19 protein-coding genes are annotated in these 24,074 nt (G+C 36.6%); 2 read left to right on the top strand and 17 right to left on the bottom strand.

Translation table 11 applies throughout. The annotated features are described in order from the left end of the window. Window positions 1–40: 40 nt before the first annotated feature. Together B5E95_RS01760 and cysK are read left to right on the top strand one after the other, a co-directional pair. Entirely contained in the window at window positions 41–832 is a 792-nt protein-coding gene (locus B5E95_RS01760; RefSeq protein WP_087176041.1) for a homoserine O-acetyltransferase/O-succinyltransferase family protein, read from the top strand. Between the two features lie 14 nt (window positions 833–846). Next, window positions 847–1,776 carry a cysteine synthase A gene (cysK, locus tag B5E95_RS01755; RefSeq protein ID WP_025005951.1) on the top strand — a complete coding sequence of 310 codons (930 nt, stop codon included), beginning with the start codon at window positions 847–849 and terminating at the stop codon, window positions 1,774–1,776. A gap of 99 nt (window positions 1,777–1,875) precedes the next feature. Here the strand turns inward: cysK and B5E95_RS01750 are convergent, their stop codons facing one another. The 17 genes from B5E95_RS01750 to B5E95_RS01670 all read right to left on the bottom strand — a co-directional run bounded on the left by B5E95_RS01750 (window position 1,876) and on the right by B5E95_RS01670 (window position 24,072). Further along, window positions 1,876–2,403, bottom strand: a complete 528-nt coding sequence (locus B5E95_RS01750; RefSeq protein ID WP_025005950.1) for an adenine phosphoribosyltransferase — start codon at window positions 2,401–2,403, stop codon at window positions 1,876–1,878. A gap of 104 nt (window positions 2,404–2,507) precedes the next feature. Next, a complete protein-coding gene (recJ, locus tag B5E95_RS01745; RefSeq protein WP_087176040.1) occupies window positions 2,508–4,781 on the bottom strand; it encodes a single-stranded-DNA-specific exonuclease RecJ in 2,274 nt (757 codons plus the stop codon). 119 nt (window positions 4,782–4,900) lie between these two features. Continuing rightward, window positions 4,901–5,590: a class A sortase gene (locus tag B5E95_RS01740; protein ID WP_025005948.1), complete on the bottom strand. Its 690-nt coding sequence runs from the start codon at window positions 5,588–5,590 to the stop codon at window positions 4,901–4,903. A 2-nt stretch (window positions 5,591–5,592) separates the two neighbouring features. Next, window positions 5,593–7,431, bottom strand: a complete 1,839-nt coding sequence (gene lepA, locus B5E95_RS01735; RefSeq protein WP_025005947.1) for a translation elongation factor 4 — start codon at window positions 7,429–7,431, stop codon at window positions 5,593–5,595. 106 nt (window positions 7,432–7,537) lie between these two features. Then, window positions 7,538–8,692: a molecular chaperone DnaJ gene (gene dnaJ / locus B5E95_RS01730; protein ID WP_025005946.1), complete on the bottom strand. Its 1,155-nt coding sequence runs from the start codon at window positions 8,690–8,692 to the stop codon at window positions 7,538–7,540. Window positions 8,693–8,773: 81 nt separating this feature from the next. Further along, complete coding sequence (gene dnaK, locus B5E95_RS01725; protein ID WP_087176039.1) at window positions 8,774–10,633, bottom strand: molecular chaperone DnaK; 1,860 nt, start codon at window positions 10,631–10,633, stop codon at window positions 8,774–8,776. Window positions 10,634–10,649: 16 nt separating this feature from the next. Continuing rightward, entirely contained in the window at window positions 10,650–11,231 is a 582-nt protein-coding gene (grpE, locus tag B5E95_RS01720; RefSeq protein ID WP_025005945.1) for a nucleotide exchange factor GrpE, read from the bottom strand. Between the two features lie 15 nt (window positions 11,232–11,246). After that, window positions 11,247–12,296, bottom strand: a complete 1,050-nt coding sequence (gene hrcA / locus B5E95_RS01715; protein WP_025005944.1) for a heat-inducible transcriptional repressor HrcA — start codon at window positions 12,294–12,296, stop codon at window positions 11,247–11,249. A gap of 166 nt (window positions 12,297–12,462) precedes the next feature. Then, complete coding sequence (gene ribF / locus B5E95_RS01710) at window positions 12,463–13,425, bottom strand: riboflavin biosynthesis protein RibF (RefSeq protein WP_162606864.1); 963 nt, start codon at window positions 13,423–13,425, stop codon at window positions 12,463–12,465. A gap of 5 nt (window positions 13,426–13,430) precedes the next feature. After that, entirely contained in the window at window positions 13,431–14,324 is an 894-nt protein-coding gene (gene truB, locus B5E95_RS01705; RefSeq protein WP_087235462.1) for a tRNA pseudouridine(55) synthase TruB, read from the bottom strand. A gap of 50 nt (window positions 14,325–14,374) precedes the next feature. Beyond that, complete coding sequence (locus B5E95_RS01700) at window positions 14,375–14,740, bottom strand: ribosome-binding factor A (protein ID WP_025005941.1); 366 nt, start codon at window positions 14,738–14,740, stop codon at window positions 14,375–14,377. 19 nt (window positions 14,741–14,759) lie between these two features. Then, window positions 14,760–17,363 (bottom strand): translation initiation factor IF-2, encoded by a 2,604-nt coding sequence (infB, locus tag B5E95_RS01695; protein ID WP_087176036.1) that lies wholly within the window; start codon window positions 17,361–17,363, stop codon window positions 14,760–14,762. A gap of 4 nt (window positions 17,364–17,367) precedes the next feature. Beyond that, window positions 17,368–17,679, bottom strand: a complete 312-nt coding sequence (locus B5E95_RS01690) for a L7Ae/L30e/S12e/Gadd45 family ribosomal protein (protein ID WP_025005939.1) — start codon at window positions 17,677–17,679, stop codon at window positions 17,368–17,370. 2 nt (window positions 17,680–17,681) lie between these two features. Continuing rightward, the gene (gene rnpM / locus B5E95_RS01685) at window positions 17,682–17,978 is read right to left on the bottom strand and encodes an RNase P modulator RnpM (protein WP_025005938.1); all 297 of its coding nucleotides are present in this window, start codon (window positions 17,976–17,978) and stop codon (window positions 17,682–17,684) included. Between the two features lie 8 nt (window positions 17,979–17,986). Then, a complete protein-coding gene (nusA, locus tag B5E95_RS01680; RefSeq protein ID WP_087176090.1) occupies window positions 17,987–19,156 on the bottom strand; it encodes a transcription termination factor NusA in 1,170 nt (389 codons plus the stop codon). Between the two features lie 19 nt (window positions 19,157–19,175). Further along, the gene (gene rimP, locus B5E95_RS01675) at window positions 19,176–19,652 is read right to left on the bottom strand and encodes a ribosome maturation factor RimP (RefSeq protein WP_087176035.1); all 477 of its coding nucleotides are present in this window, start codon (window positions 19,650–19,652) and stop codon (window positions 19,176–19,178) included. A gap of 109 nt (window positions 19,653–19,761) precedes the next feature. Then, window positions 19,762–24,072 (bottom strand): PolC-type DNA polymerase III, encoded by a 4,311-nt coding sequence (locus tag B5E95_RS01670; protein WP_087176034.1) that lies wholly within the window; start codon window positions 24,070–24,072, stop codon window positions 19,762–19,764. Window positions 24,073–24,074 lie beyond the last annotated feature (2 nt).

The raw sequence follows: 24,074 nt of genomic DNA, 5'->3' as shown, positions 1-24,074 counted from the left end.
TATAATGGTATTAACTATTAAAAAGTAAGGAGGATAAAACTTGGCTAATAGAGTAAAACTAGGCGTTTTGAATTTAATGCATGATAAGTTAGATACTCAACAAAGATTTGCACATGTTTTACCAGACGCAGACCTGACTTTCTTTTACCCACGTATGCATTATCAAAATCGTCCTGTTCCACCCGAAGTTGCTAAAATTTCTCAACCATTAGATCTTAATCATATCCAAGATTTCGATGGCTTTATTATTACTGGTGCTCCGTTAGATCACCTGGATTTTGAGCAAGTCACCTATATCGAGGAAGTCCGATGTTTGCTTCAGTTATTAGATAAATACAAATTACAGCAATTATATTTTTGCTGGGGCGCAATGGTAGCTTTAGATTACTTTTACGATATTCAAAAAAGAATTTTGGCGGAAAAAATCTTTGGTACTTTTCCTCACTTAATAATCGAACCAAATTCCTTATTAAATGGTCTTAGCCAAGGATTTATTGCTCCACATGCTCGTTACGCTGAAATGGACAAAGCACAGACTATGCAAGATCCACGCTTAACTATTAATTCAGTAGACGACAACGGCCATCTATTTATGGTATCTTCTTTAACAAAATCAGAGCAAAATTTCGTTTTCTCTCACATTGAATATGATCGTGAAGGTTTAAAGAAGGAATATGAAAGAGAAATTGCCGCACATCCAGAGCGACATTACAAAAGGCCTGAAAATTATTCATTATCTGCTCCACTTTTTCAGTGGAAAGATACTCAAAAAATATTCTTTGATAATTGGTTAACCCAGGTCAAAAAAAGCAAATTAGTGTTAGATAAATAAGAGAGGTATACATTATGTCTACAATTTTTAATTCAGTTACAGAACTTATCGGAAACACCCCATTACTTAAGCTAAACCGTGTTGTCCCTGACGATGCGGCAGATGTTTACGTAAAGTTGGAATTTGAAAATCCAGCTGGTTCAATTAAAGATAGAATTGCTTTAGCCATGATTGAAAAAGCAGAACGAGATGGTATTTTAAAGCCAGGCGGTACAATCGTAGAACCAACTTCAGGCAATACTGGTATTGGTTTGGCTATGGTTGCCGCAGCTAAAGGTTATCATATTATCATTGTGATGCCGGAAACTATGAGCGTTGAGCGTCGTAAATTGATGAAGGGCTACGGTGCTGAACTCATTTTGACACCAGGTGCAGACGGTATGAAGGGCTCAATTGCCAAGGCTGAAGAACTCGTTAAAGAAAAAGGTTACTTCATGCCAATGCAATTTAATAATGCTGAAAACCCTAATATTCATGAATTAACTACAGGACCGGAAATTATTGCTGCAATGAACGGAATTGGTAAATCAATTGACGCATTTGTAGCTGGTGTTGGTACTGGTGGTACTTTATCAGGAATTGGACATGCTCTTAAACGTGAAAATTCAGCTACTAAGGTATTTGCATTAGAACCAACTGAATCTCCATTATTAAAAGATGGTAAGACCGGGAAACATGGTATTCAAGGAATTGCCGCTGGTTTCATCCCTAAGAATTTAGATAAGAATATTTACGACGATGTTGTCACTGTTTCTACTGATGAAGCAATGGCTACTGCTCGTGAAGTCGCTAAAAATGAAGGATTCTTACCTGGTATTTCAGCCGGTGCAAATATTCATGGTGCAATTGAAATTGCTAAAAAATTAGGTAAAGGACATACTGTCATTACCGTAGTTCCAGATGGCGGCGATCGTTATCTTTCAACTGCATTATTTAATGATTAAATCTTAATATTATGAAAAATACTCCTAAGGGAATTTCCTCTAGGAGTATTTTTTAATTTCTGTTGATTTTGCATCAATAATTAATGATGCATGATTATTTTATGCACCGTGATATTGAACAAGTGAGTAAATATCAACATCAGGCAACTTTTCTCTACCCTTTAAATCAGGTAATTCAATATAAAATGCGGCACCTACAAGCTTACCACCAAGATTTTCAATTAATTCCTTAGAAGCTCTTAAAGTACCTGCTGTAGCCATTAAATCGTCACAGATAACAACTCTTTGACCAGGCTTAATTGCATCCTTATGCATTTCAAGGCTATTTGAACCGTATTCCAAGTCATATGAAGCACGTTCAACTTCTCTTGGCAACTTGTGTGGCTTTCTTGCTGGGACAAAGCCTAAGCCTAACTCAGTTGCAACAGGACAGCCTACAATAAAGCCACGTGCTTCAGGACCTACGATCACATCTGCCTTTCTACTCTTTGCATATTCTGCTAATTCATGAGTAGCAGCACGATATAAATCACCATCTTGCAAAATAGGTGTAATATCGCGAAAGACAATTCCCTTATTAGGAAAGTCCTTAACACTTGCAATATACTTACTAAAATCAATCGCCATAAGAAGAAAAACCTCCATAATTATCTGTGTTTGTATTCAAACACTTTTGACTTGTATATTTTACCAAAGATTTGTTATAAAAGCACTGAAATCTTGATATTTATCTACTTTTTTACAAAATTATTAACATATGTAATCAATTTTTGAGTAGGCATCGTCCTCAGTTGATTAATAAACTTAATTTGAGATTCCGTCGCCATTAAATATTTAGAAGCAGTCAAGGGTTGCTTTTTTGGATTAGATTCACCGACCAATTTTTGATCATCCAATTTAACAAAGCCTAATTCAAAGAATACTCGTAAAATAAACAACACACTATCATAATCCAAGCCTAAATAAGGTGCTACAGTTCGATAGTCGTCAGGCTTCAATGCAGGATGGGCATATATATACTTTAATACCTTGCCAAAATAACTTTTTGCAGGAATATGCTCTACAGGTAATTGATCCAATAAAAAGCGTAAATAGATTTGTTGATAATCTTTTTCTAAAGCAGTATTCAATTCTACTTGATTGCGTGGTACATCAAGTAAAGCAACTGTTTCACCAGATTGATCATAATCTTGGACCAAGCTAATCTTATCATCATCAATTTGAAGTCGATTTTTAACGATCGGAATATTCTTTTTATCAAACAGCAAATAGCGATCTGCAAAGCCCATGACAAATTTTTCCTGTCTTAAGTCGATCACTGACGTTGGAACTGCTAACTTTGGGGATGCGAATGCTATGCCTTCTATAATGCCTTGCAAAGATACCTGCTTACGATAGGTATTTAAAGACAAAGTAACGAAAATTTTAGCAATAAACGGCAATAGATTATTATTTAAATAGTCTTTATTAAAGCCCACAATTGCTAAACTACCGTCTTTTTTATTAGCCGTTAATTTAACGTGATTCTTATCTTTCCCTATTTTGAAAAAATTAGTAATAGTTGGATCCGAAATACTGAAAATTGGTTGCGGATCTTCAGTGCCAAATGGTCCAACTTGATTAATCTGAGCTAAAGTTTGAGGCGATAAACCATGCATAGGCAATTCTATATCATACTCTTTAGTCTCTAATCCACCTTCAACGTGAAAATCAGCCTCAAACTTTTCTCGCAGAGCACTTACTTTATCTTCTTCCATGGATAAACCACAAGCAAAATCATGACCACCAAATTTAGTCAGCAAACTCTCTTTTAAAGAATTAAGGGTATCAAAAAGATTGAAGCCAGTAAATGAACGACCTGAACCTTTAATCTCCCCTTCATTATTTTTAGTTAAAACGATAGTTGGCTTATGTAATTTTTCCACTATTTTATTAGCGACCAGACCCAAAACGCCCTCATGAAAATCAGGATCATATAAGACCAAAGTATTTTGCTTCTGCCAACTATTTTCACGAATTAATTCCATACAGCGATCATAAACTTCAGTAGTTAGCTTTTTGCGCTTATTATTTAAATCTTCAATCTGATCAGCAATTTTCTGAGCCTCAAGATCATCATCACTAAGCAAAAGTTGTACCGCTAAATTTGCATTAGCTAAGCGCCCCACTGCATTAAGCCGAGGAGCAATATTAAAGCCAACATCTGTTTCATTAATCGTTCCTAGCGTTAATCCAGCATTTTTGATCAGAGCTCTTAAACCAGGTCGCTCGGTTTGATTAAGCACATCTAAACCGCGCTTCACAATAATGTGACCTTCACCCGTCACTTTAACCATATCACCAATGGTGCCAATCATTGCTAAATCTAGCAATTCTGGTACAGGATCCTGCATAAGTTCACGGCAAATTGTGTAAGCCACGCCTGCACCACAATAGTCATCGAAAGGATATTTTTGTCCAGGGTAATTACAATGAACTGTTGCATAGGCATCGGGTTTAGATTCTTGAAAAGTATGGTGATCGGTAACAATCGTATCAACGCCATTATTTTTAGCATATTCAACTTCTTCAATTCCAGTTACGCCGTTGTCTACAGTAATGATTAACTTAGTACCATCAGCCACGATATCCTTATAGCGATCAAGATTTGGGCCATATCCATCTTTAAAACGGTCTGGTATAAAGTAATGAACATCTGCACCTAAAATACTCAGCGTCTCAGTCATAATTGTAGTGGCCGTGATACCATCAGCATCATAATCACCATAAATGGTAATCTTTTCGCCATTATCAATTGCTTGATTAATTCGATCGACCGCTTTATCCATATCATGCATCAAAGTTGGATCGGCTAAGTTTTCTTCGGTTGCGTTAAACCAAAAATCTAATTTTTCATCTGTATTAATACCACGTAATGCAAAAAGCCGTGCTGAGATTGGGCTAAGTTGATATTTTTCTATTAAATCTGGCGCTAATTCTTCAGCTGTTCTTTGTTGCCACTTCATTACTTTCAAAACACCTTACATTTCATAAAAATTAAAAGGCACTCATAATTGAGTGTCTTTATTGAAAAATCTAATTCTTATTCTAACGCAAATTTTGTTTGCATAAAAGTTCGAAGATTTTACTTCATTTTGAAGACTCGAAGATTCTCTGCGTTAGCCTTTTCCGTTTTAATCAAATTACCACGAATAGCCCAACGATTTGCACCACCATCAGCACAAGTAATTAAGGTCACTATCTTTTTCTTAGTATTATTAACTAACCAAACGGCTGATGGATCAACAACTTTTTTCATATAAATTCGGTAAACATAAACCTTCTTTAAATTAGTAAGGTAAATCAATTCACCTTTCTTGACATCCTCTAGTGGTGAGAAAAGAATACCTTTAGCAGTCATATAGTGACCAGCTAATGGATAGTTACCTTCACCCATTTTTTGGTCAGCACGCATTGTACCGCCACCGGTGGACATAGCATCGTCTGACATCCCTAGCATTATTGGTAAATGCATATTTACATCAGGAATAGCTAAAGCACCAATTGCACCTGAAGTCTTTTTTATCTGCGATCTCGTAGCTCGAGCCATATCCATCGACTTTACTTTACTAAAATCATACATTCCTTTTTTACGTTGATTTTTTTCAACTTCTTTTTTAGTCAAGCCGGTTAAAGTCGACTGCTGATTATGACTAATCATGTGATTGCTAATCTGCTTGTTAAAGATGAGAACAAGACCAACAATTAACAAAATGATCGCTAGAATTCTAATGACGATCGTGCTAATACTTGTTTTATGTTTATTTTTTGCCATAATTACTTACCTTTGATATCATCGTCGTTCATCTTAAGTACGGCCATAAAGGCGTCTTGTGGCACTTCTACCCTACCAACTGCCTTCATTCGTTTCTTACCACGCTTCTGTTTTTCCAAAAGCTTGGCACGACGGTCTGGGTCACCGGTATGGATCTTCCAAGTAACATCTTTACGATATGGCTTAATGGTTGCACGCGAAATAATCTTAGCACCAATCGCACCTTGAATATCAACTTCAAAGTTTTGACGTGGAATTAACTTCTTAAGCATAGAAGTCATTTGACGTGCACGGTCTTGTGCTTCAGATCTATGAGCAATGAAACTCAAAGCATCGATTGGCTCTTTATTAAGCAAGATATCAATCTTAACCAAATCAGTTGAACGATATCCGGTAATTTCATAGTCAAGAGAAGCATACCCCTTAGTTGAAGACTTCAAATCATCAAAGAAGTCAAAGATAATTTCAGCTAATGGCATATTGTAAATTACATTAACCCGATACTTATCAAGGTAGTCCATAGTAACAAATTCACCACGTTTGCGTTGGCACAATTCCATTACTGGGCCAACGAAATCATTCGGTACCATGATTTCTGCTTTAACATAAGGTTCTTGTACTTCTTGATATTCACCAGCATCTGGTAAATCAGATGGATTATCAATTACCTTAGTAGATCCATCATTCATAATTGCGTGGTAGTCAACACTTGGAGCAGTCATGATTAACCCTAGATCAAATTCTTGCTCAAGTCGTTCTTGCACAACATCCATATGAAGCAAACCTAAGAAACCACAACGGAATCCAAAACCTAAGGCAGTTGAAGTTTCAGGTTCAAATTCCAAAGCAGCATCATTTAACTGCAACTTTTGCAAAGCTTCCTTTAAATCATCGTAATCTCGGTTGTCAACTGGATACATACCGGAATAAACCATCGGTGGAATCTGACGATAACCTTCTAATGGTTCCTCAGTTTGATTAGTTGCATCAGTAATGGTATCACCAACACGAGTTTCACGAACTGATTTAATATTGGCAGTGATATAACCTACATCCCCGGCAATTAAAAGATCTTTCTTAACTGGATGAGGACTTGAAACACCTACTTCGGTTACTTCATATTCCTTTCCGGTGTTCATAATCTTAATTTTATCGCCAGGCTTAACTACACCGTCTTCAATTTTGACAGACATAACAACACCGCGATAATCATCGTACTTGGAGTCAAAAATCAAGGCTTTAAGTGGTGCTGTAATATCACCAGATGGAGCAGGAATATCCTTTACTACCTTTTCCAGCATATCTTCGATGCCTTGGCCTGTTTTACCTGAAACTTCGGCAGCTTCTGAAGCATCCAAGCCTAACATTTCTTCTATTTCTTCCTTAGTTTTAGGAATATCTGCTGAAGGTAAGTCAATCTTATTAATGACAGGCAAAATTTCCAAGTCATCATCAATAGCCAAATAAGTATTGGCTAAAGTCTGCGCTTGCACACCTTGAGAAGCATCAACAACCATTAAAGCACCTTCACAGGCTGCAAGTGATCTTGAGACTTCGTAAGAGAAGTCTACGTGCCCAGGTGTATCAATTAAGTGGAAAATATAATCTTCTCCATCCTTAGCATGATATTTAACTTCAACGGAGTTCATCTTAATAGTAATACCACGTTGACGTTCAAGTGGCATGTCATCAAGCATTTGATTTTTAAGTTGGCGCTGACTTACTGTATCAGTTAATTCCAGAATTCTATCAGCGATCGTAGATTTACCATGGTCAATATGGGCAACTATGGCAAAATTACGAATATGCTTTTGATAATCTTTTAATTTTTCTAAATCCATAAATTTATTCACCCTTTACTATCCTTAATATTATAGCAAAGGTCCTTAATCTTATAAAACGAATAGATATACAAAAATGACATTGCCTGATGCAATGTCATTTTTCTTAATCTTCACCACTTAATTTGTCTTTAAGTCGTTCAAAAAATCCTTTTTCTTTTGGTGTAATATCTCCGCCACCATCATGAACAAAGTCAGTCAAATCTTGCTTTTGCTTTTCATTGATATGCTTTGGAATCACGATATTAATTGTAATAATTTGATCACCATTACCATTTCCGCGAAGATATGGTACACCCTGTCCGCGAAGAGTAAACTTCTTATTTGGTTGAGTACCAGCTGGAATAGTTAATTTTTGATCACCATGGACAGTTTTAACAGTAATTTCATCACCTAATGTAGCTTGAGCAAATGAAATTGGAACATCAGTATAAATGTTTTGACCACGACGTTGGAAGATCTTAGATGGTTTAATACGGTAATTAATATACAAATCACCGTAAGGTCCGCCGTTTATACCAGCCTCACCTTGGCCTTGATAGCGAAGTTGTTGGCCATTATCAATACCTGCTGGAATATCAACTTCAATAGTATTCTTTCCTTGAACAGTACCTTTACCACCACAAGTCTTACATGGGTGTTCAATGATTACACCGCGACCATGACATTTATCACAGATGGTTTGACGACGAATCATCCCTAACATAGATTGCTGAGTAACAGTCATATAACCTGTACCGTGACATTTATCACAGGTAATTGGGTGAGTGCCTTTTTCACAACCATTGCCGCCACAAGTACCACAGGTTTCACTACGAGTATAGCTAACTTGCGTCTTCTTGCCTTTAATCGCATCCATAAAGTCAATAGTCAAAGTATAGTCTAAATCTTGACCACGTTGTGGAGCAGTCGGATCTACTCTTTGTTGTCTTCCTTGACCAAAGATATCACCAAAAATGTCGCCAAAATCACCAAATCCAGAAGTATCAAATCCAGCACCGCCAAAGCCTTGGCCAGCGCCACCAAAACCACCTTGGCCATTTACACCAGCGGAGCCAAATTGATCATATTGTGCACGCTTTTGCTTATCATGCAAAACTTCATAAGCTTCGTTAACTTGTTTATATTTTTCTTCAGCACCAGGTTCATGGTTCAAATCTGGGTGATATTTTTTAGCTAACTTTCTATATGCTTTACTAATTTCTTGGTCACTGGCGTTACGATCTACGCCAAGCACTTTATAATAATCTTCTTGTGCCATTAATTGAACTCCTTATATTTTCAAAAGAAAAGAACTACTCAATGGGTAGTTCTTTTCTCCTTTTGTTTAATTATAAACCCATTACTTGTTTGGATCTACCTTATGGAATTCACCATCTTGGGCACCACCATTGTTACCACCTTGTGGGCCATTTTGTGGACCTTGAGGACCGGCTTGTGGGCCAGCTTGACCTGCAGCACCTTGTGCTCCACCGTTTTGTTGGTAAAGCTTAACTGCTAAATCTTGTGCAGCCTTTGATAAAGCATCCTTCTTTTCCTTCATTTCGTCCAAGTTGTTGTCCTTTTGAGCCTTCTTCAAAGCTTCAAGAGCATCTTCAACTGGCTTACGGTCACTATCAGAAAGCTTATCCTTAGTGTCCTTCAAAGTCTTATCAGTAGTAAAGATTAATTGATCAACTTCATTTCTAAGATCAACTTCTTCTTTACGCTTCTTGTCTTCTTCAGCATGTTCTTCAGCGTCTTTTTGCATACGCTTGATTTCTTCATCTGACAAACCGGATGAACTCTTAATAGTAATCTTTTGTTCCTTACCAGTACCCATATCCTTAGCAGATACATTTACGATACCGTTCTTATCGATATCGAAGGTAACTTGAATTTGTGGAACACCACGTGGTGCTGGTGGAATATCAGTTAATTCAAAGCGACCAAGGGTCTTATCATCTGCAGCCATTGGACGTTCACCTTGCAATACGTGGACATCTACTGCTGGTTGGTTATCTGCAGCAGTTGAGAAGATTTGACTCTTTGAAGTTGGGATAGTAGTGTTTCTGTCAATTAACTTAGTGAAGACACCACCCATGGTTTCAATACCAAGTGACAATGGAGTAACATCAAGCAAAACGATGTCCTTAACGTCACCTGAAATAACACCACCTTGGATAGCTGCACCTAAAGCAACAGCTTCATCAGGGTTGATTGAGTGGTCAGGTTCTTTACCAGCCCATTCCTTAACGGCCTTTTGAACTGCAGGAATACGGGTTGAACCACCGTTTAAGATAACCTTATCGATATCGTTTACAGTTAAACCAGCATCCTTTAATGCATTGTCAAATGGTACCTTAGTCTTTTCAACTAAGTCACTAGTCAATTCATCAAACTTAGCACGGGTAAGGTCAGCTTCAAGGTGTAATGGACCAGCTTCACCAGCAGAAATGAATGGAAGTGAAATGTGAGTTGAAGATACACCTGACAAGTCTTTCTTAGCCTTTTCAGCAGCATCCTTCAAACGTTGCATAGCCATCTTGTCCTTAGACAAGTCAACGCCATTTTCATCCTTAAAGTTCTTGATCAACCAATCCATGATACGGTTATCAAAGTCATCACCACCAAGGTGAGTATCACCGTTAGTTGATAATACTTGGAAGACACCGTCACCTAATTGAAGAACGGAAACATCGAAAGTACCACCACCAAGGTCGTAAACTAAGACCTTTTCATCTTGGTCTTTGTTTAAACCGAAGGCTAATGCTGAAGCAGTAGGTTCGTTGATAATTCTTTGTACATTCAACCCAGCGATCTTACCAGCATCCTTAGTAGCTTGACGTTGTGCATCGTTAAAGTAAGCAGGAACAGTGATAACTGCATCAGTTACCTTTTCACCTAAGTAATCTTCTGAGAACTTCTTGATGTATTGTAAAATAAATGCAGAAATTTCTTGTGGTGTGTATTCCTTGTCGCCAACCTTAACCTTGTAATCAGCTTCACCCATGTGACGCTTAATTGAAACAATAGTGTTAGGGTTAGTAATAGCTTGACGCTTAGCTACTTCACCAACTTGAATTTCACCATCTTTAAAAGCTACTACAGATGGAGTAGTACGGTTACCTTCTGGGTTAGTAATAATCTTTGGTTCTTTACCTTCAAGAACTGCAACTGCTGAGTTAGTAGTTCCGAGGTCAATACCAATAACTTTTGACATGTATAAACTTCCTCTCCTATTGAGCAACTACAACCATTGCTGGTCTTAGTGTCCGATCTTTATATTGATATCCTTTTTGTAAAACCTGAACAACGTGATCTTTTTGATCATCATTTTCGGCTGCTACAGTTTGAACAGCTTGATGCAATGTCGGATCAAATTTTACGTCTTCAGCTTCAATCTCAACGATGCCATGTTCTTTCAATGCTTTAGTTAATGAATCAAGCGTCATCTTAACGCCCTTCTTCAGTTGCTTGGAAACATCATCATCGGCTTCTACGCTTAAAGCTCTCTCCAAATTGTCTACAGCAGGCAAAATATCTTTAGCTAAGCTTTGAGATTCATACTTAATAAGTTGAGCTCTTTCTTTTGAATAGCGATTTTGCATATTTTGAATTTCTGCTTCGCTACGAAGATACTTATCTTCAAGCTCCTTATTCTTATCTTTTAAATCAGCCAATTCTTTAGCTAATTTTTCATCATGTTTATCATTTTTTGCTTCCTTACCTTCAGTTGCCTTTTTCTTAACATCCTTAGGTGTTGAAGCATTTTCTTTTTCATCTAAATTCTTTTCACTAGGAAACTCTTCTTTACTCACGGCTAACCTCCTCTATTATTGAAATTTACCGTAATAATCAAGTAACTTCTTGGCTAATTCATTTCTGAAGTATTCTAGAAGCCCTATCATTTGAGAATACGGCATATTTGTTGGCCCAAGTAAAGCTATTGTTCCTTTACCATGGGAGCCGACACTATATTCAGCTGTCAGCAAACTATAATTTTTTAATAAATCATTCGGCAATTCAGATCCTAACTTTACCTTAACTGGGTATTTTTCAGTCTTAGGATCAGCCTTAATATTCATCAAATTAGAAAACAAATTATCTCGATCAATTAATTCATAGAGTGAACGTATATCATTTACATTATTCTCAGTTGTATTGTTCAATAGATTAATTTGTCCATCAACATACATCTGCTCACTAGCCGCATCTTTTAACACGTCTTCAACTAAGCTAAATAATTCGTTAGCATGATCACTACCTAATTCGTTTTTAGCAAGTTCACTTAGCAATGAAACATTAATTTCCTTTAAACTCTTGCCAACTAATTGGTCATTAATCATTCGAACCGCTTTTTCAATTTCTTCACCATGAATATTATGTGGTAAAGCATAAACTTGATTTTGGACATTGCCATCACTCGTCACTAGAATTGCCATCACTTGTCTAGAAGACAGGGGAACAATCCTAAAACCTGTAATTTTAACATCCCTACTCTCAGGTCCTTCAGCAAAAGCAGTGTAATTAGTTAAATCAGATAAAATGCGTGCTGCTTCTTGTACGATTTCATTCACCTGATGAAAAGGTCGATCTAATTGTGTCCCAATCGTGTTATAAACAGACTCTGGCAACTGAAGCGGTTCAACTAAATTATCAAGATAATAACGATATCCATCACTTGACGGAATTCTTCCGCTAGAAGAGTGTGTCTTCTCAATTAAGCCTTGATCTTCTAGGACCGCCATTTCATTTCGAATAGTAGCGCTTGATACTTTAATTGGTAACTGCTTCATCACCGTCTTAGAGCCAACAGGCTCATGCGTTTGTGTGAAGTCTGTAATAATTGTTTTTAAAATAAGCTCTTGACGCTCGGTCAACATAATAATCGCCCTCACTTTTAGCACTCGTAATTCTCAGGTGCTAACAATTAATATGATACTATAAATTAGCAGAAAAACAAGAGGAGTGCTAAAATTTCTTCAAATTATTTCAAAAAATAAAAACTGAAGAACTTAGTTCAAAATTGCTAAGTTCTTCAGCTTCTCGTTACGCATTACTTCGTGCTTCTTGTGCAAAATAATGTTCAATTTCTATTTGGTCTTTCTCTAATTGTTTTTTCAATTCTTCAAGGCCGCTAAATTTAATTTCGCCTCTAGTATATTTATACCATTTAATTTTTATTGGCTGATCATAAATATCCTGTTTAAAATTAAATATATGTGATTCAATAAAAATTTGTTCAGGTTGGCCAATCGTTACATTATAACCGACACTAGTCATAGATTCATACCACTTTCCAGCTACCTGCGTTTTAGTGGCATATACTCCTATTTTGGGAATTACCTTATGACTAGCCCAAAGTAAATTAGCTGTTGGGAAGCCTAATTTATGGCCATTTCTTTTACCATGACCAACGATCCCGCTCATCACATAATGGTGACCCATTAATTGAAAAGCTAATTCCATCTTACCTTCCCTAATTGCCTGTCTAATTTCAGTTGAACCTATTTTTTTACCATTAAAAATCTGCTTAGGCATAACGAAAATTTCAAATCTATCCTTCGCAAATTTTGGTAAATTCTTCATATTAGCAGTCTCTTTAGGACCATATGTATAATCAAATCCAGCTACTACTGTATCTGCATTGAGTTTAATTATTACATTATCTACAAAACTCTGTGCATCTATCTCGCTAAACTTTTTAGTAAATGGCATTACGGCTAGATAATCTACACCTAGTTCTGCCATTTTATCTGCCTTTTCATCTAAAGTTTCTAAATACTTAAAGTCTTTTTTGGCAGCATAAATTTCCTTCGGATGACGATCAAAAGTTAATACTACTAATGGTAATTTCTTTTGATCAGCTATTTTTTTGGCTTTATTGATTAAGCGTTGATGACCTAAATGAACGCCGTCAAAAAAACCTAAGGCTAGAATAGTTTTTGAAGATATGGTATTTTCGCTAACTGGATAAGTTAAATGAATGATTTTCACAACTAATCCCTTCATTTCAGTTATTCATTTTGAATCAACATTAAACTTGGGCGATATAATTTTCCCTTATTCTCATAAATCGCCTTGACTTTTTTATTGTACCTTAATGCGACTTTTTTAGCATCTATTTCTAACGAAATACCTGCTCCATTTTTCACTTTAAGCCATTTTCCTTCACTTAGATCAACTTGAGGATAGTCTTTAAAGAAAGCGTCAATTGGTTGAATCAATTCTGCAGCTTTTTCAGGATTCTCTTCAATTTCACTTAACTTAACGGCCTGAGAAATATCAAAACCTGAGCTAGCTACTCTTCTTAAGTAAGTCATAACTGCTGGGCAATTCATTTTCTCGCCCAAATCATTTACTAAGGATCTAACATATGTACCTTTACTACATTTAATTTTAAAATCAAATTCTTCTTGTCCATCTTTTTCATTGAATGTAGGTTTATTGGTTAAATCATATTGTAAAATATCAACTTTACGTTTTGGTCGCTCTACCTCAATACCTTCTCTAGCATACTCATATAAATGCTTACCATTTACCTTTACGGCTGAGTAAATTGGTGGTACTTGTTCTATTTTCCCTAAAAACTCATTCATATGATTCTGAATATCTTCAGAAGTAAATGCCTTGGTTAACTTGGTCTTTTTCAAAACTGTGCCAGTTGAATCATAACTGTCAGTGGCATATCCAAAAAGACCACTACCAATATATTCTTTAGGTCTAGTATGCATAAGTTCAATCAGTTTAGTTGCTTGTCCAATTGCAATAGGTAATACGCCTGTTACCTCGGGGTCAAGTGTACCCGCATGTCCAATTTTTCGGATATGCAGAGCTTTGCGTAAATGATAAACTACATCAGCACTAGTCATCCCTTTATCTTTATCGATAACTAAAATTCCATTTAACATAAATAATCCTTTTCTATCTAAACGAAAAAAGCGCCTAAACGGCGCTTTTTTTATTTACTTGCCCGTTCAGCATCTTGCTTTTTAACTTCTGCAATTAAACGGTCAATTTTACTACCATATTTTACTGAATTGTCTCGTTTAAAAATTAATTCAGGGACTTTATAAACGGTTAAAGTTTGTCCTAATAAGTGACGCATCATACCTTTAGCCTTTTCTAGTCCTTCTTGAACTTCTTTTTCCTTATCGGCATTTTCAGTTAAAAGACTATAGTAAACAGTTGCATATGAAAGATCATTCGTACATTCCACTGCAGTGATAGTTACTTCACTCAAACGAGGATCACGAATATTCTTTTGTAAAATTTTGGTTAATTCACGAAGAATTTCTCCTTCAACACGACCAATTCTATGCTTCATGTTTGCCTCCTAAAAATTATTACTTAGGTTCAACTTGTTGCATTTCGTAAACTTCGAATTCGTCGCCGACTTTAATATCGTTGTAGTCTTTGATAGTTAAACCACAATCGTTACCTTGCTTAACTTCTTTGGCATCATCTTTAAATCTCTTAAGTGAAGCAATTTCACCATCGTATTTAACAATACCATCACGAATAACTCTAATTTTGGCGTTATTCTTAACCAATCCCTTATCAACAAAGGAACCAGCAATAGTACCAACCTTAGATACTTTCCAAGTTTCACGAACAGTAAGGTTACCGATAACCTTTTCTTCGTAAGTTGGTTCAAGCATACCCTTCATGGCTGCAGTCACATCATCAATTGCCTTGTAGATGATACTGTACAAACGAATGTCGACGCCTTCAGTTTCAGCTTGACTCTTAGCAGTTGCAGTTGGACGAACATTAAATCCAATGATAAATGCATTAGAAGCACCGGCTAAGGTTACGTCTGACTCATTAATAGCACCTACACCTGAGTGAATGATGTTAACACGAACGCCTTCAACTTCAATCTTTTCAAGAGATTGTTGCAAAGCTTCAACAGAACCTTGAACATCAGCCTTCAAGACAATGTCAACTTCCTTCATATTCTCCTTCTTCATAGTATCGAAGAGGTTATCGAGAGTGACATGTTGAACATTTTCACGAGACTTTTGCAAAGCTTGTTGTGCTCTAGCTTCACCAACTGAACGTGCTGTCTTTTCATCCTTAAATTCAACTAATTTATCAGCTGATTCTGGAACGTCATTCAAACCAGTAATTTCAACTGGTTCAGATGGAGTAGCCTTTTTAACTTGACGACCACGATCGTTAGTCATAGTACGAACACGGCCAAAAGTATCACCAACAACAATTGGATCACCAACATTTAAAGTACCTTGTTGAATCAAAACGTCGGCCACTGGTCCACGACCACGTGATAAGCGAGCTTCAATTACAGTACCAATTGCCATTTCTGTTGGGTTAGCCTTAAGTTCCATCACATCAGCTTGAAGCAAGATCATTTGTAATAAATCATCAACATTTTGACCAGTCTTAGCTGAGATATTTACAAAGATGGTGTCACCACCGTAATCTTCAGGAATTAAATTATATTTCATCAATTCTTCAGTTACGTGTTGTGGGTTAGCACCTGGCTTATCCATCTTGTTAATTGCTACAATAATTGGAACATTGGCGCTCTTAGCGTGGTCAATAGCTTCAACAGTCTGTGGCATAACACCATCATCGGCTGCAACAACTAAGACAACAATATCAGTAATTTCAGCACCACGTGCACGCATGTTTGAGAAGGCTGCGTGTCCAGGAGTATCTAGGAAAGTAATCAAGCGGTCATCAAGACGAACTTGGTAAGCACCGATCTTCTGGGTAATACCACCAGCTTCATGAGCTGAAACATGGGTATGACGCAAACGGTCAAGCAAAGTAGTTTTACCATGGTCAACGTGCCCCATAATAGTAACTACAGGTGGACGCTTAACTTGATTCTTAGACTTCTTAGAAGCTTCCATTCTCTTGTCATAAAGAGTATCAATATCAGAAATATCTTCATGAACCTTTTGCTTAGCATTAATACCGTATTCAGCTGCTAATAATTCGATGGTATCCTTATCCAAAGATTGGTTTTGGTTAGTCATCACACCAAGCATGAATAATTTCTTAACAATTTCAGCTGGTTCACGGTGAATCAACTTACCAATGTCTTGAGCGTTCATACCTTCTTCATATATTAAAGTTTCTGGTAATGGACGTTCCTTACGCTTAGTAGGTTGCTTCTTTGGCTTTTGTTCTTGTTGACGTTTCTTATTCTTACGACGTTTTCTTTCTGAACGATCAGAATGTCCATTATGATTATTAAAGAATTGGTTCTTACCTTTACGTCCTGGCTTACCCATATTCTTACCGCGACCATTGCCACGTTTTTCATCTTTAGGAGGCTCAGGAATAGAAACCTTCACTGCAGGCTTATCATTTGTTGAAGGTTGATTCTTCTTCAAACGTGCTGGAGATGGTTTCAAAATCTTTGGACCAATAATTTTTTTCTCTACTGATTCTGACTTCTTAGTATTGTTTTCTTTGTTAGTTTTCTTCTTATTATTCACTGGTTGTTCTTTTTTCGGATGTCTCAATTGTTCGTGATATTCTTTTTTAGCTTTTTGTGCTTCTCGATTAAGCAGGCCTTCCTCTGCACGTTGCTTTTGCTTAAATTGTTGCAACAAAGCAGCTGCTTTTGGCTTACCTGAATTTGAGTTATGATCGCGATCATTTCTATTTTTGCGATTGCGATCATTATTATTTTGACGACGCTTATTGTTACGTCTTCTAGGCTTCTTTGAACCTGCATTATCTTCTTGTTTCTTTTCGTTCTTACGAATAGAAGAAACAGAGATCTTTATTTTATTGTTTTTCTCAGCGGGAGCGGAGTTTTGGAAACTACCTTTTAATTTTGCAACTTGTGCATCATCTATTGATGACATATGGTTCTTTATATCGAAGCCCAATTCCTTTGCTTTTTGGACTACAACTTTATTATCGACGCCCACTTCTTTTGCGACTTCATAAATTCTTTTCTTTGCCATCCAATCACACTCCTTCATTTATTTTTTTAATCAATGCCTTGGTAAAACCGACATCGGTTAATCCTAAAACTTTACGTTTTTTGCTGATAGCTTTGGAAATCTCATCAGCTGAAAATAAGTTTATTATAGGAACATTAACTTTTCTGGCAGCACGATCAACTTTTTCAGCGGTGTTGTCTTGAACGTCACACGCCATGATGACCGCGGTGATTTTTCCTTTGTTAAGCTTGGCAATCACAGTTTCTGTCCCAGTAATTAATTTACCAGCTCGCTGTGCTAAACCTAACAAATTAATCGCTTTTTGTCTATTTTGCAAACTTATTTATCACCAAACAATTCTTTTCTTGCTTTTTGATGATCAACATATGAATAAAGCTCGTCATAAAAACTATCTGGAACCTTAGCCCCTAAGCTACGATCTAAAATATGCTTTTCTTTAGCGGCTTTAATCTTGGTTGGATCAAGTGAAACATATGCGCCGCGTCCTGCTTTTTTGCCAGTAGGATCAACAGCAATATTCTTTTCTTTATCGATTACGACACGTACCAACTCTTTTTTAGGTTGCATAGTGTCGGTTAATAAATCCTTCCGCATTGGGATTTTTCTTTTTTTCAAAAAATCACCTATTCTTCAGTATTATCTTCGCTTGAACTTTCTTCTACCCGTGTAGCTGCTTCATCTGTATCAACTGAACTATCCTCATCAGATTCAGTATCAGCAGATTTGGCTGCAGTGTCTGACTCTTCATCAACAAATTCTACTTCAGATTCTGGACGAATATCAATCTTATAGCCTGTTAAGCGAGCAGCAAGACGTACATTTTGTCCCTTCTTACCAATGGCAAGTGACAATTGGTAATCTGGAACAATTACTAACGCACTCTTTTCTTCTTCATTATCACCAAATTGAACAGCAATTACTTCTGCTGGATTCAATGCATTAGCAATAAAGTCAGAAGGATCTTCTTCGTACTTAACGACATCAATATTTTCGCCACCAAGTTCATTAACAACATTTTGAACACGGGCACCCTTTTGACCTACACAAGTACCAACTGGATCAATGTTAGGGTCATTTGACTTAACAGCCATCTTAGTACGGTCGCCAGCTTCACGGGCAATTGATACAATTTCAACAGTTCCATCATAAATTTCAGGAACTTCTTGTTCAAATAATCGCTTGACAACATCAGGTGCAGTTCTTGAAACAACGATTTGTGCACCCTTAGAATCTGAGCCAACATGAGTTACAAGTACACGAATTTGATCTTGTGGGTTGTAAACTTCATTTGGCATTTGGTCACGTTGAGGCATCACAGCTTCAACATTGCCAATATTAACATATACAAAACGATTATCACGTCGTTCAACAGTACCTGTAACTAATTCATCTTCATATTGAGAATATTCGTCAATAATATGACTTCTTTCTGCTTCACGAAGACGTTGCATAATAACTTGCTTAGCAGTTTGAGCAGCAATTCGACCAAAGTTCTTTGGTGTAACTTCAAATCGAATTTCATCCCCAACTTCATAAGCACGATTAATTGCCAAGGCGTCTTTCAAACTAACTTCAAGACGGTCATCTTGTACTTCATCAACGACTGTCTTAACAGCCATTACCTTGAAGTTACCTCTTCTTTCATCGAAGTCAACTTCAACGTTTTGTGCTTGATTATAATTTTTCTTGTATGCAGCTACCAAAGCGGCCTTGATTGCATCAACAATAACATCTTGTTTAATGCCCTTGGTCTTTTCCAAGGTAGCAAACGCTTCTAGCATTTCTTTAGACATAAGTTTTTGATCAACCTTTCTAAAATTCAATTGCAAAACGAATCTTTGCAATTAACTTACGAGGGATAGTTAATTTCTTTCGTCTTGTTTTATCTTTTACTTCTAATACAATCTCATCATTATTATAGGATTTAAGCATACCTTCATACACTTTTTTGTCCTCAATTTTTTGATAAAGACCAATATGAACATAATCATTCAGTGCTCTCTCCCAATCAGCTTCAGTCTTAATAGGGCGTTCAGCACCTGGAGATGATAACTCTAAAACATATGGATCAGGAAGCGGATCAGGATCAATTGTATCAAGTTTTTCAGAAACCAATTCACTCAAAGCCGCAATTTCATCGATATCGATACCATTGGGCTGACGATCAACATAAATTCGTAAATAGTTTTGACCTTTTTCCTTAACGTATTCCATATCAACTAACATGTCGCCATGCTCGTCAATAATTGTTTCGACAACTGGACGAACAAGATCTATAACTTTAGACAAAAAATTTCCTCCGTAATAAAAAGAGTGAGCATTACTGCTCACTCGAATTTACCTATTCGAACTTCTCTATTAGTATACCATGTTTTACATAACAATGTAATAATAACTCCTAGAAAAGTGATAATTGATTTTCATCGGGCATACCTTCCAGTACGCCATTGTCTTCGAAATAATTCATGATTGTTTGTGAAACTTTGCCGCGTTTTGCTAAATCTTCTTTAGATAAGAATTTCTTTTCAGCACGCGCAGCGACAATTTGCTTAGCCGCATTGTCACCTAAACCAGGAACCGCATTAAATGGTGCCAAAATAGTATGCTTATCTAAAATTTTGAAATCCGTAGCTTCTGATTGATCAATATCAACCATTTTAATTTTAATGCCGCGTTCAAGACATTCGTTAGCAATTTCCAAAACTGTCAATAAACTTTTATCTTTGGCTGAAGCATCGTTTCCTTTATCTTGAATTTCTTTCATTGCAGCTTTAACAGTGTTTTTACCATGACTCATTGCAACTAAATCAAATAAATCAGCACGCACTGAGAAATAAGCAGTGTAATAAATTTCTGGGTAATATACTTTAAACCAGGCGATACGTAAAGCCATTAAAATATAAGCAGTGGCGTGAGCTTTAGGGAACATGTACTTAATCTTTAAACAAGAAGGAATATACCAATCAGGAATATTTTTATTCTTCTTCAAAATTGCCATATTTTCATCACTAATACCACGTCCGTGACGAACAGACTCCATAGTTGAAAAGGCAACTTCTGGTTTAACTCCCCAGTGAATCAAGTCCATCATAATGTTATCACGACAACCAATAACATCCTTTAATTTGCAAGTACCGTTATTGACTAAATCTTCTGCATTTCCTAACCATACATCGGTACCATGTGACAAACCAGAAATCTGCAATAATTCCGCAAAAGTTGTTGGTTTAGTTTCTTCAAGCATCCCTCTAACAAAACGTGTACCAAATTCTGGAACACCTAAAGTACCTGTTTCTGATTGGATTTGTTCTGGTGTTACTCCTAGAATTTTAGGACTTGAGAAAAGAGACATAACACCAGGATCATCCGGTGGAATAGTCAATGGATCAATTCCTGAAAGATCCTGCAAGTGACGAATCATGGTTGGATCATCGTGACCCAGAATATCAAACTTCAAAATATTATCGTGAATTGAGTGGAAGTCGTAGTGTGTAATTAACCATGCTGCATTAACATCATCAGCTGGATAAGATACAGGAGTAAAATCATAAATATCCATGTCATCAGGAACTACAACAATACCAGCAGGGTGCTGACCTGTAGTTCTTTTTACTCCACGAATACCACTAGCCAGGCGATCCAATTCCGCATTTCTAGCTTTCAAATCACGCTCTTCATCAAAGTGTTTTGCATAACCATATGCAGTCTTATCTGCAACCGTCGCAATAGTTCCGGCACGATAAGAATTATCTGGACCGAACATTACTCGAATAAAGTTATGCGCAACTGGTTGATAGTCTCCTGAGAAGTTCAAATCGATATCAGGAACTTTATCCCCATGGAAGCCTAGGAAAGTCGCAAACGGAATATCCTGTCCATCTTTAACTAAAGGCGTTCCACATTTTGGACAATCCTTATCAGGTAAGTCAAATCCAGAACCATATTCACCATTTTCAAAGAATTGCGAATATTTACACTTAGGACAACGATAATGTGGTGCAAGTGGATTAACTTCCGTAATTCCTGACATAGTAGCTACCAGACTGGAACCTACAGAACCACGAGAACCTACCAAGTAACCATCTTTATTTGACTTGGCCACCAGACGTTGAGAAATCAAGTAAATAACCGCATATCCATTAGAAATAATAGAATTTAATTCTAGATCAATTCTGTCTTTTACGATTTTAGGCAACGGCTTGCCATAAAGTTCATACGCCTTATCATAAGTTAACTTTTTCATTTCTTCATCAGCGTGTTCAATATGAGGTGGATATAATCCATCCTTAATTGGCTGAATCTCAGAAATTTCATCAGCAATCTTATTTGTATTATCAATAACGATTTCTTTGGCTACATCTTCACCTAAGAAACTAAATGCATCAAGCATTTCCTGAGTTGAATAAAAGTGCAAATCAGGTTGCGGTTTATTTCTATTTGGATTAGATCGTTGCGCTGAAATTAAAATAGTTCGGTAAATAGCATCATGTGGTTCAACATAGTGTGCATCTCCTGTTGCAACAACAGGCTTATTCAATTCTTTACCTAACTTATAAATATTCCCAATAATTTCTTCAAGTTGTGCTTCATCTTTAATTAATCCATCCTCGATTAATTGAGAATAATTTGCAGGAGGTTGTACTTCCAAAAAGTCATAAAACTTAGCTTTTTCTCTAGCCTCGTCATAACCTTTCTGCATCATTGCTACAAAGACATCACCTTGCCAACAACCTGAGCCATAAAACAGACCTTCATGCAAACGAGCTAAATCTGATTTAGGAGTACGCGGAATTCGATAAAAGTCTTTCGTACTTGCTATTGAAACTAGTTTGTATAAATTCTTTAATCCCTTTTGATCTTTAGCCAAAACCGTCATGTGAGATGGTCGAGCTCGCTTATAAACCTCACCATGTGCAGCATAACCATTTAAGTTATTCAAATTATCTTCATTATATTTTTTCTTAAATGCATCTAGCAGCTTATACATTAAGTAACCAGTTGCTTCCGCATCTTGATTAGCTCTATGGTGATGTTCCAAGGAAACATTATATTTTTTGGCTAATGAATCCAAAGTATGACGGTTCTGTTCAGGGTGAAGCAAACGAGAAACTTCTAGTGTATCGACAACTGGTTGTGTGATTTCACTAAGACCAGCTCTTCTTAAAGCGGCATTAACAAAGCCGACATCAAATTGAACATTGTGTCCACATAAAGGACGATCACCATAAAAGTCTTGGAATTGCTTAATAACTACATCTTCATCATCAGCAGCACTAACCATCTCATCCGTAATTGAAGTTAAATTAATGGTTTGTTCACTCAAAGGATGGTGTGGGTTAATGAATTTATCAAAACGTTCAATAACTTCGCCGTTTTTCATCTTAACAGCACCAATTTCAATAATAGTGTCATAAACAGATGAAAGACCAGTAGTTTCAACGTCGAAAATAACAAATTCACGATCTTCATAAGTCATTGGAGCTGGATTGATAACCAATAATGCATGGTCATCTATCATATTCGCTTCAACACCATATAAGATTTTTGTGCCTGTAGCTTTACCTGTACTATAAGCTTCTGGGAAGGACTGAACATCACCATGATCTGTAATAGCGATAGCCTTCTGACCAAATTTTTTAGCAGTTTTAATAAAATCACTTGGTGCATTAGTTGCATCTAATTGACTCATATTAGTGTGCAAATGAAGTTCTACTCTCTTTTGCTCACCCTCATATTTTTCCGTTCGTCCGATATGTTCAACCGTTTCAAAGCTGCTAATGTTGAATACTACATCATGTACCCATTGATCATCGATTGCTGAACCTTGCATTTTAGCCCAAGTACCAGGCTTAATTGCAGCCATTTGCTCAATTTGTTCCTTATTTGAAGCAAATTTCTTAAACGCAATTGAATCACTATAGTCAGTAATTTCACCTGTAAAAATTACTGAACCGTTTTTCAATTCTCTACTTTCAATATTGAAAATATTACCTTCAATTACAACATTTCGAGTACCATCTTCAACATCTTGAATTTGCGTAATCGGAGCATTTTCATCTAGTTTTCGATTGCCATAACTAGTACGCTTGGTTTGGTACTGCTGCTTTGGTTTAGGCTTCGGCTTTTCCGGAGTATTGTTAAAAGCCTCCTGCATACTTTTTTCATGTTCATGCTGAAGCTCTTGCAAACTTTCTAAACTGTTTTGTAAATTAGTTTGATCGACTTCGGTTATAAATTTTAAATTAAAGAAACCAAAGTCACGCATCTCTTCAGCCAAATCATCTAAAGCCTTTTGTTCGATTAATCCATCAATTACATTGTTATCTACTGGAATAACCCAACGACCATTTTCTTTTTTAGGTTTTTGTCCAGCTAAAAATTCTCTAGCGACGGGAGATAAAATATTTGAATTCTGTACCGCATAATGCCAGTAATCTGGCAAGTATTGGTCAGAACCATCACCTGTACCAACAAAAAATCTTACATTTACAAATGCTGAAAAAGTTTCTTCTATTGCTTTTCTTAATGCTACATAAGTGTCATATTTCAAAGGAGTATCAAAAAAAACATGGATATCCCACCTATGTTCTTTAGCGTAAACATCCACGTTTTCAACCTTTCCCTTTTGAAGAAGATCATTATCTTCAAAACTATCAGGGAAATGAACTTGTTTGAGCAATTTTAAGAAAAGATCATTTTTATTTGCCACAA

Origin of the sequence: Lactobacillus gallinarum (assembly GCF_002160635.1) — a bacterium.
Classification (GTDB): Bacteria; Bacillota; Bacilli; order Lactobacillales; family Lactobacillaceae; genus Lactobacillus; species Lactobacillus gallinarum.
This window is presented reverse-complemented; position numbering and strand designations above follow the sequence as displayed.

Excerpts from the sequence above, each read along its gene's own strand:
- cysK (WP_025005951.1), top strand. The coding sequence starts at position 847 with ATGTCTACAATTTTTAATTCAGTTACAGAACTTATCGGAAACACCCCA.
- B5E95_RS01750 (WP_025005950.1), bottom strand. The coding sequence starts at position 2,403 with ATGGCGATTGATTTTAGTAAGTATATTGCAAGTGTTAAGGACTTTCCT.
- recJ (WP_087176040.1), bottom strand. The coding sequence starts at position 4,781 with ATGAAGTGGCAACAAAGAACAGCTGAAGAATTAGCGCCAGATTTAATA.
- B5E95_RS01740 (WP_025005948.1), bottom strand. The coding sequence starts at position 5,590 with ATGGCAAAAAATAAACATAAAACAAGTATTAGCACGATCGTCATTAGA.
- lepA (WP_025005947.1), bottom strand. The coding sequence starts at position 7,431 with ATGGATTTAGAAAAATTAAAAGATTATCAAAAGCATATTCGTAATTTT.
- dnaJ (WP_025005946.1), bottom strand. The coding sequence starts at position 8,692 with ATGGCACAAGAAGATTATTATAAAGTGCTTGGCGTAGATCGTAACGCC.
- dnaK (WP_087176039.1), bottom strand. The coding sequence starts at position 10,633 with ATGTCAAAAGTTATTGGTATTGACCTCGGAACTACTAACTCAGCAGTT.
- hrcA (WP_025005944.1), bottom strand. The coding sequence starts at position 12,296 with ATGTTGACCGAGCGTCAAGAGCTTATTTTAAAAACAATTATTACAGAC.
- ribF (WP_162606864.1), bottom strand. The coding sequence starts at position 13,425 with ATGAAGGGATTAGTTGTGAAAATCATTCATTTAACTTATCCAGTTAGC.
- truB (WP_087235462.1), bottom strand. The coding sequence starts at position 14,324 with ATGTTAAATGGAATTTTAGTTATCGATAAAGATAAAGGGATGACTAGT.
- B5E95_RS01700 (WP_025005941.1), bottom strand. The coding sequence starts at position 14,740 with ATGAAGCATAGAATTGGTCGTGTTGAAGGAGAAATTCTTCGTGAATTA.
- infB (WP_087176036.1), bottom strand. The coding sequence starts at position 17,363 with ATGGCAAAGAAAAGAATTTATGAAGTCGCAAAAGAAGTGGGCGTCGAT.
- nusA (WP_087176090.1), bottom strand. The coding sequence starts at position 19,156 with ATGTCTAAAGAAATGCTAGAAGCGTTTGCTACCTTGGAAAAGACCAAG.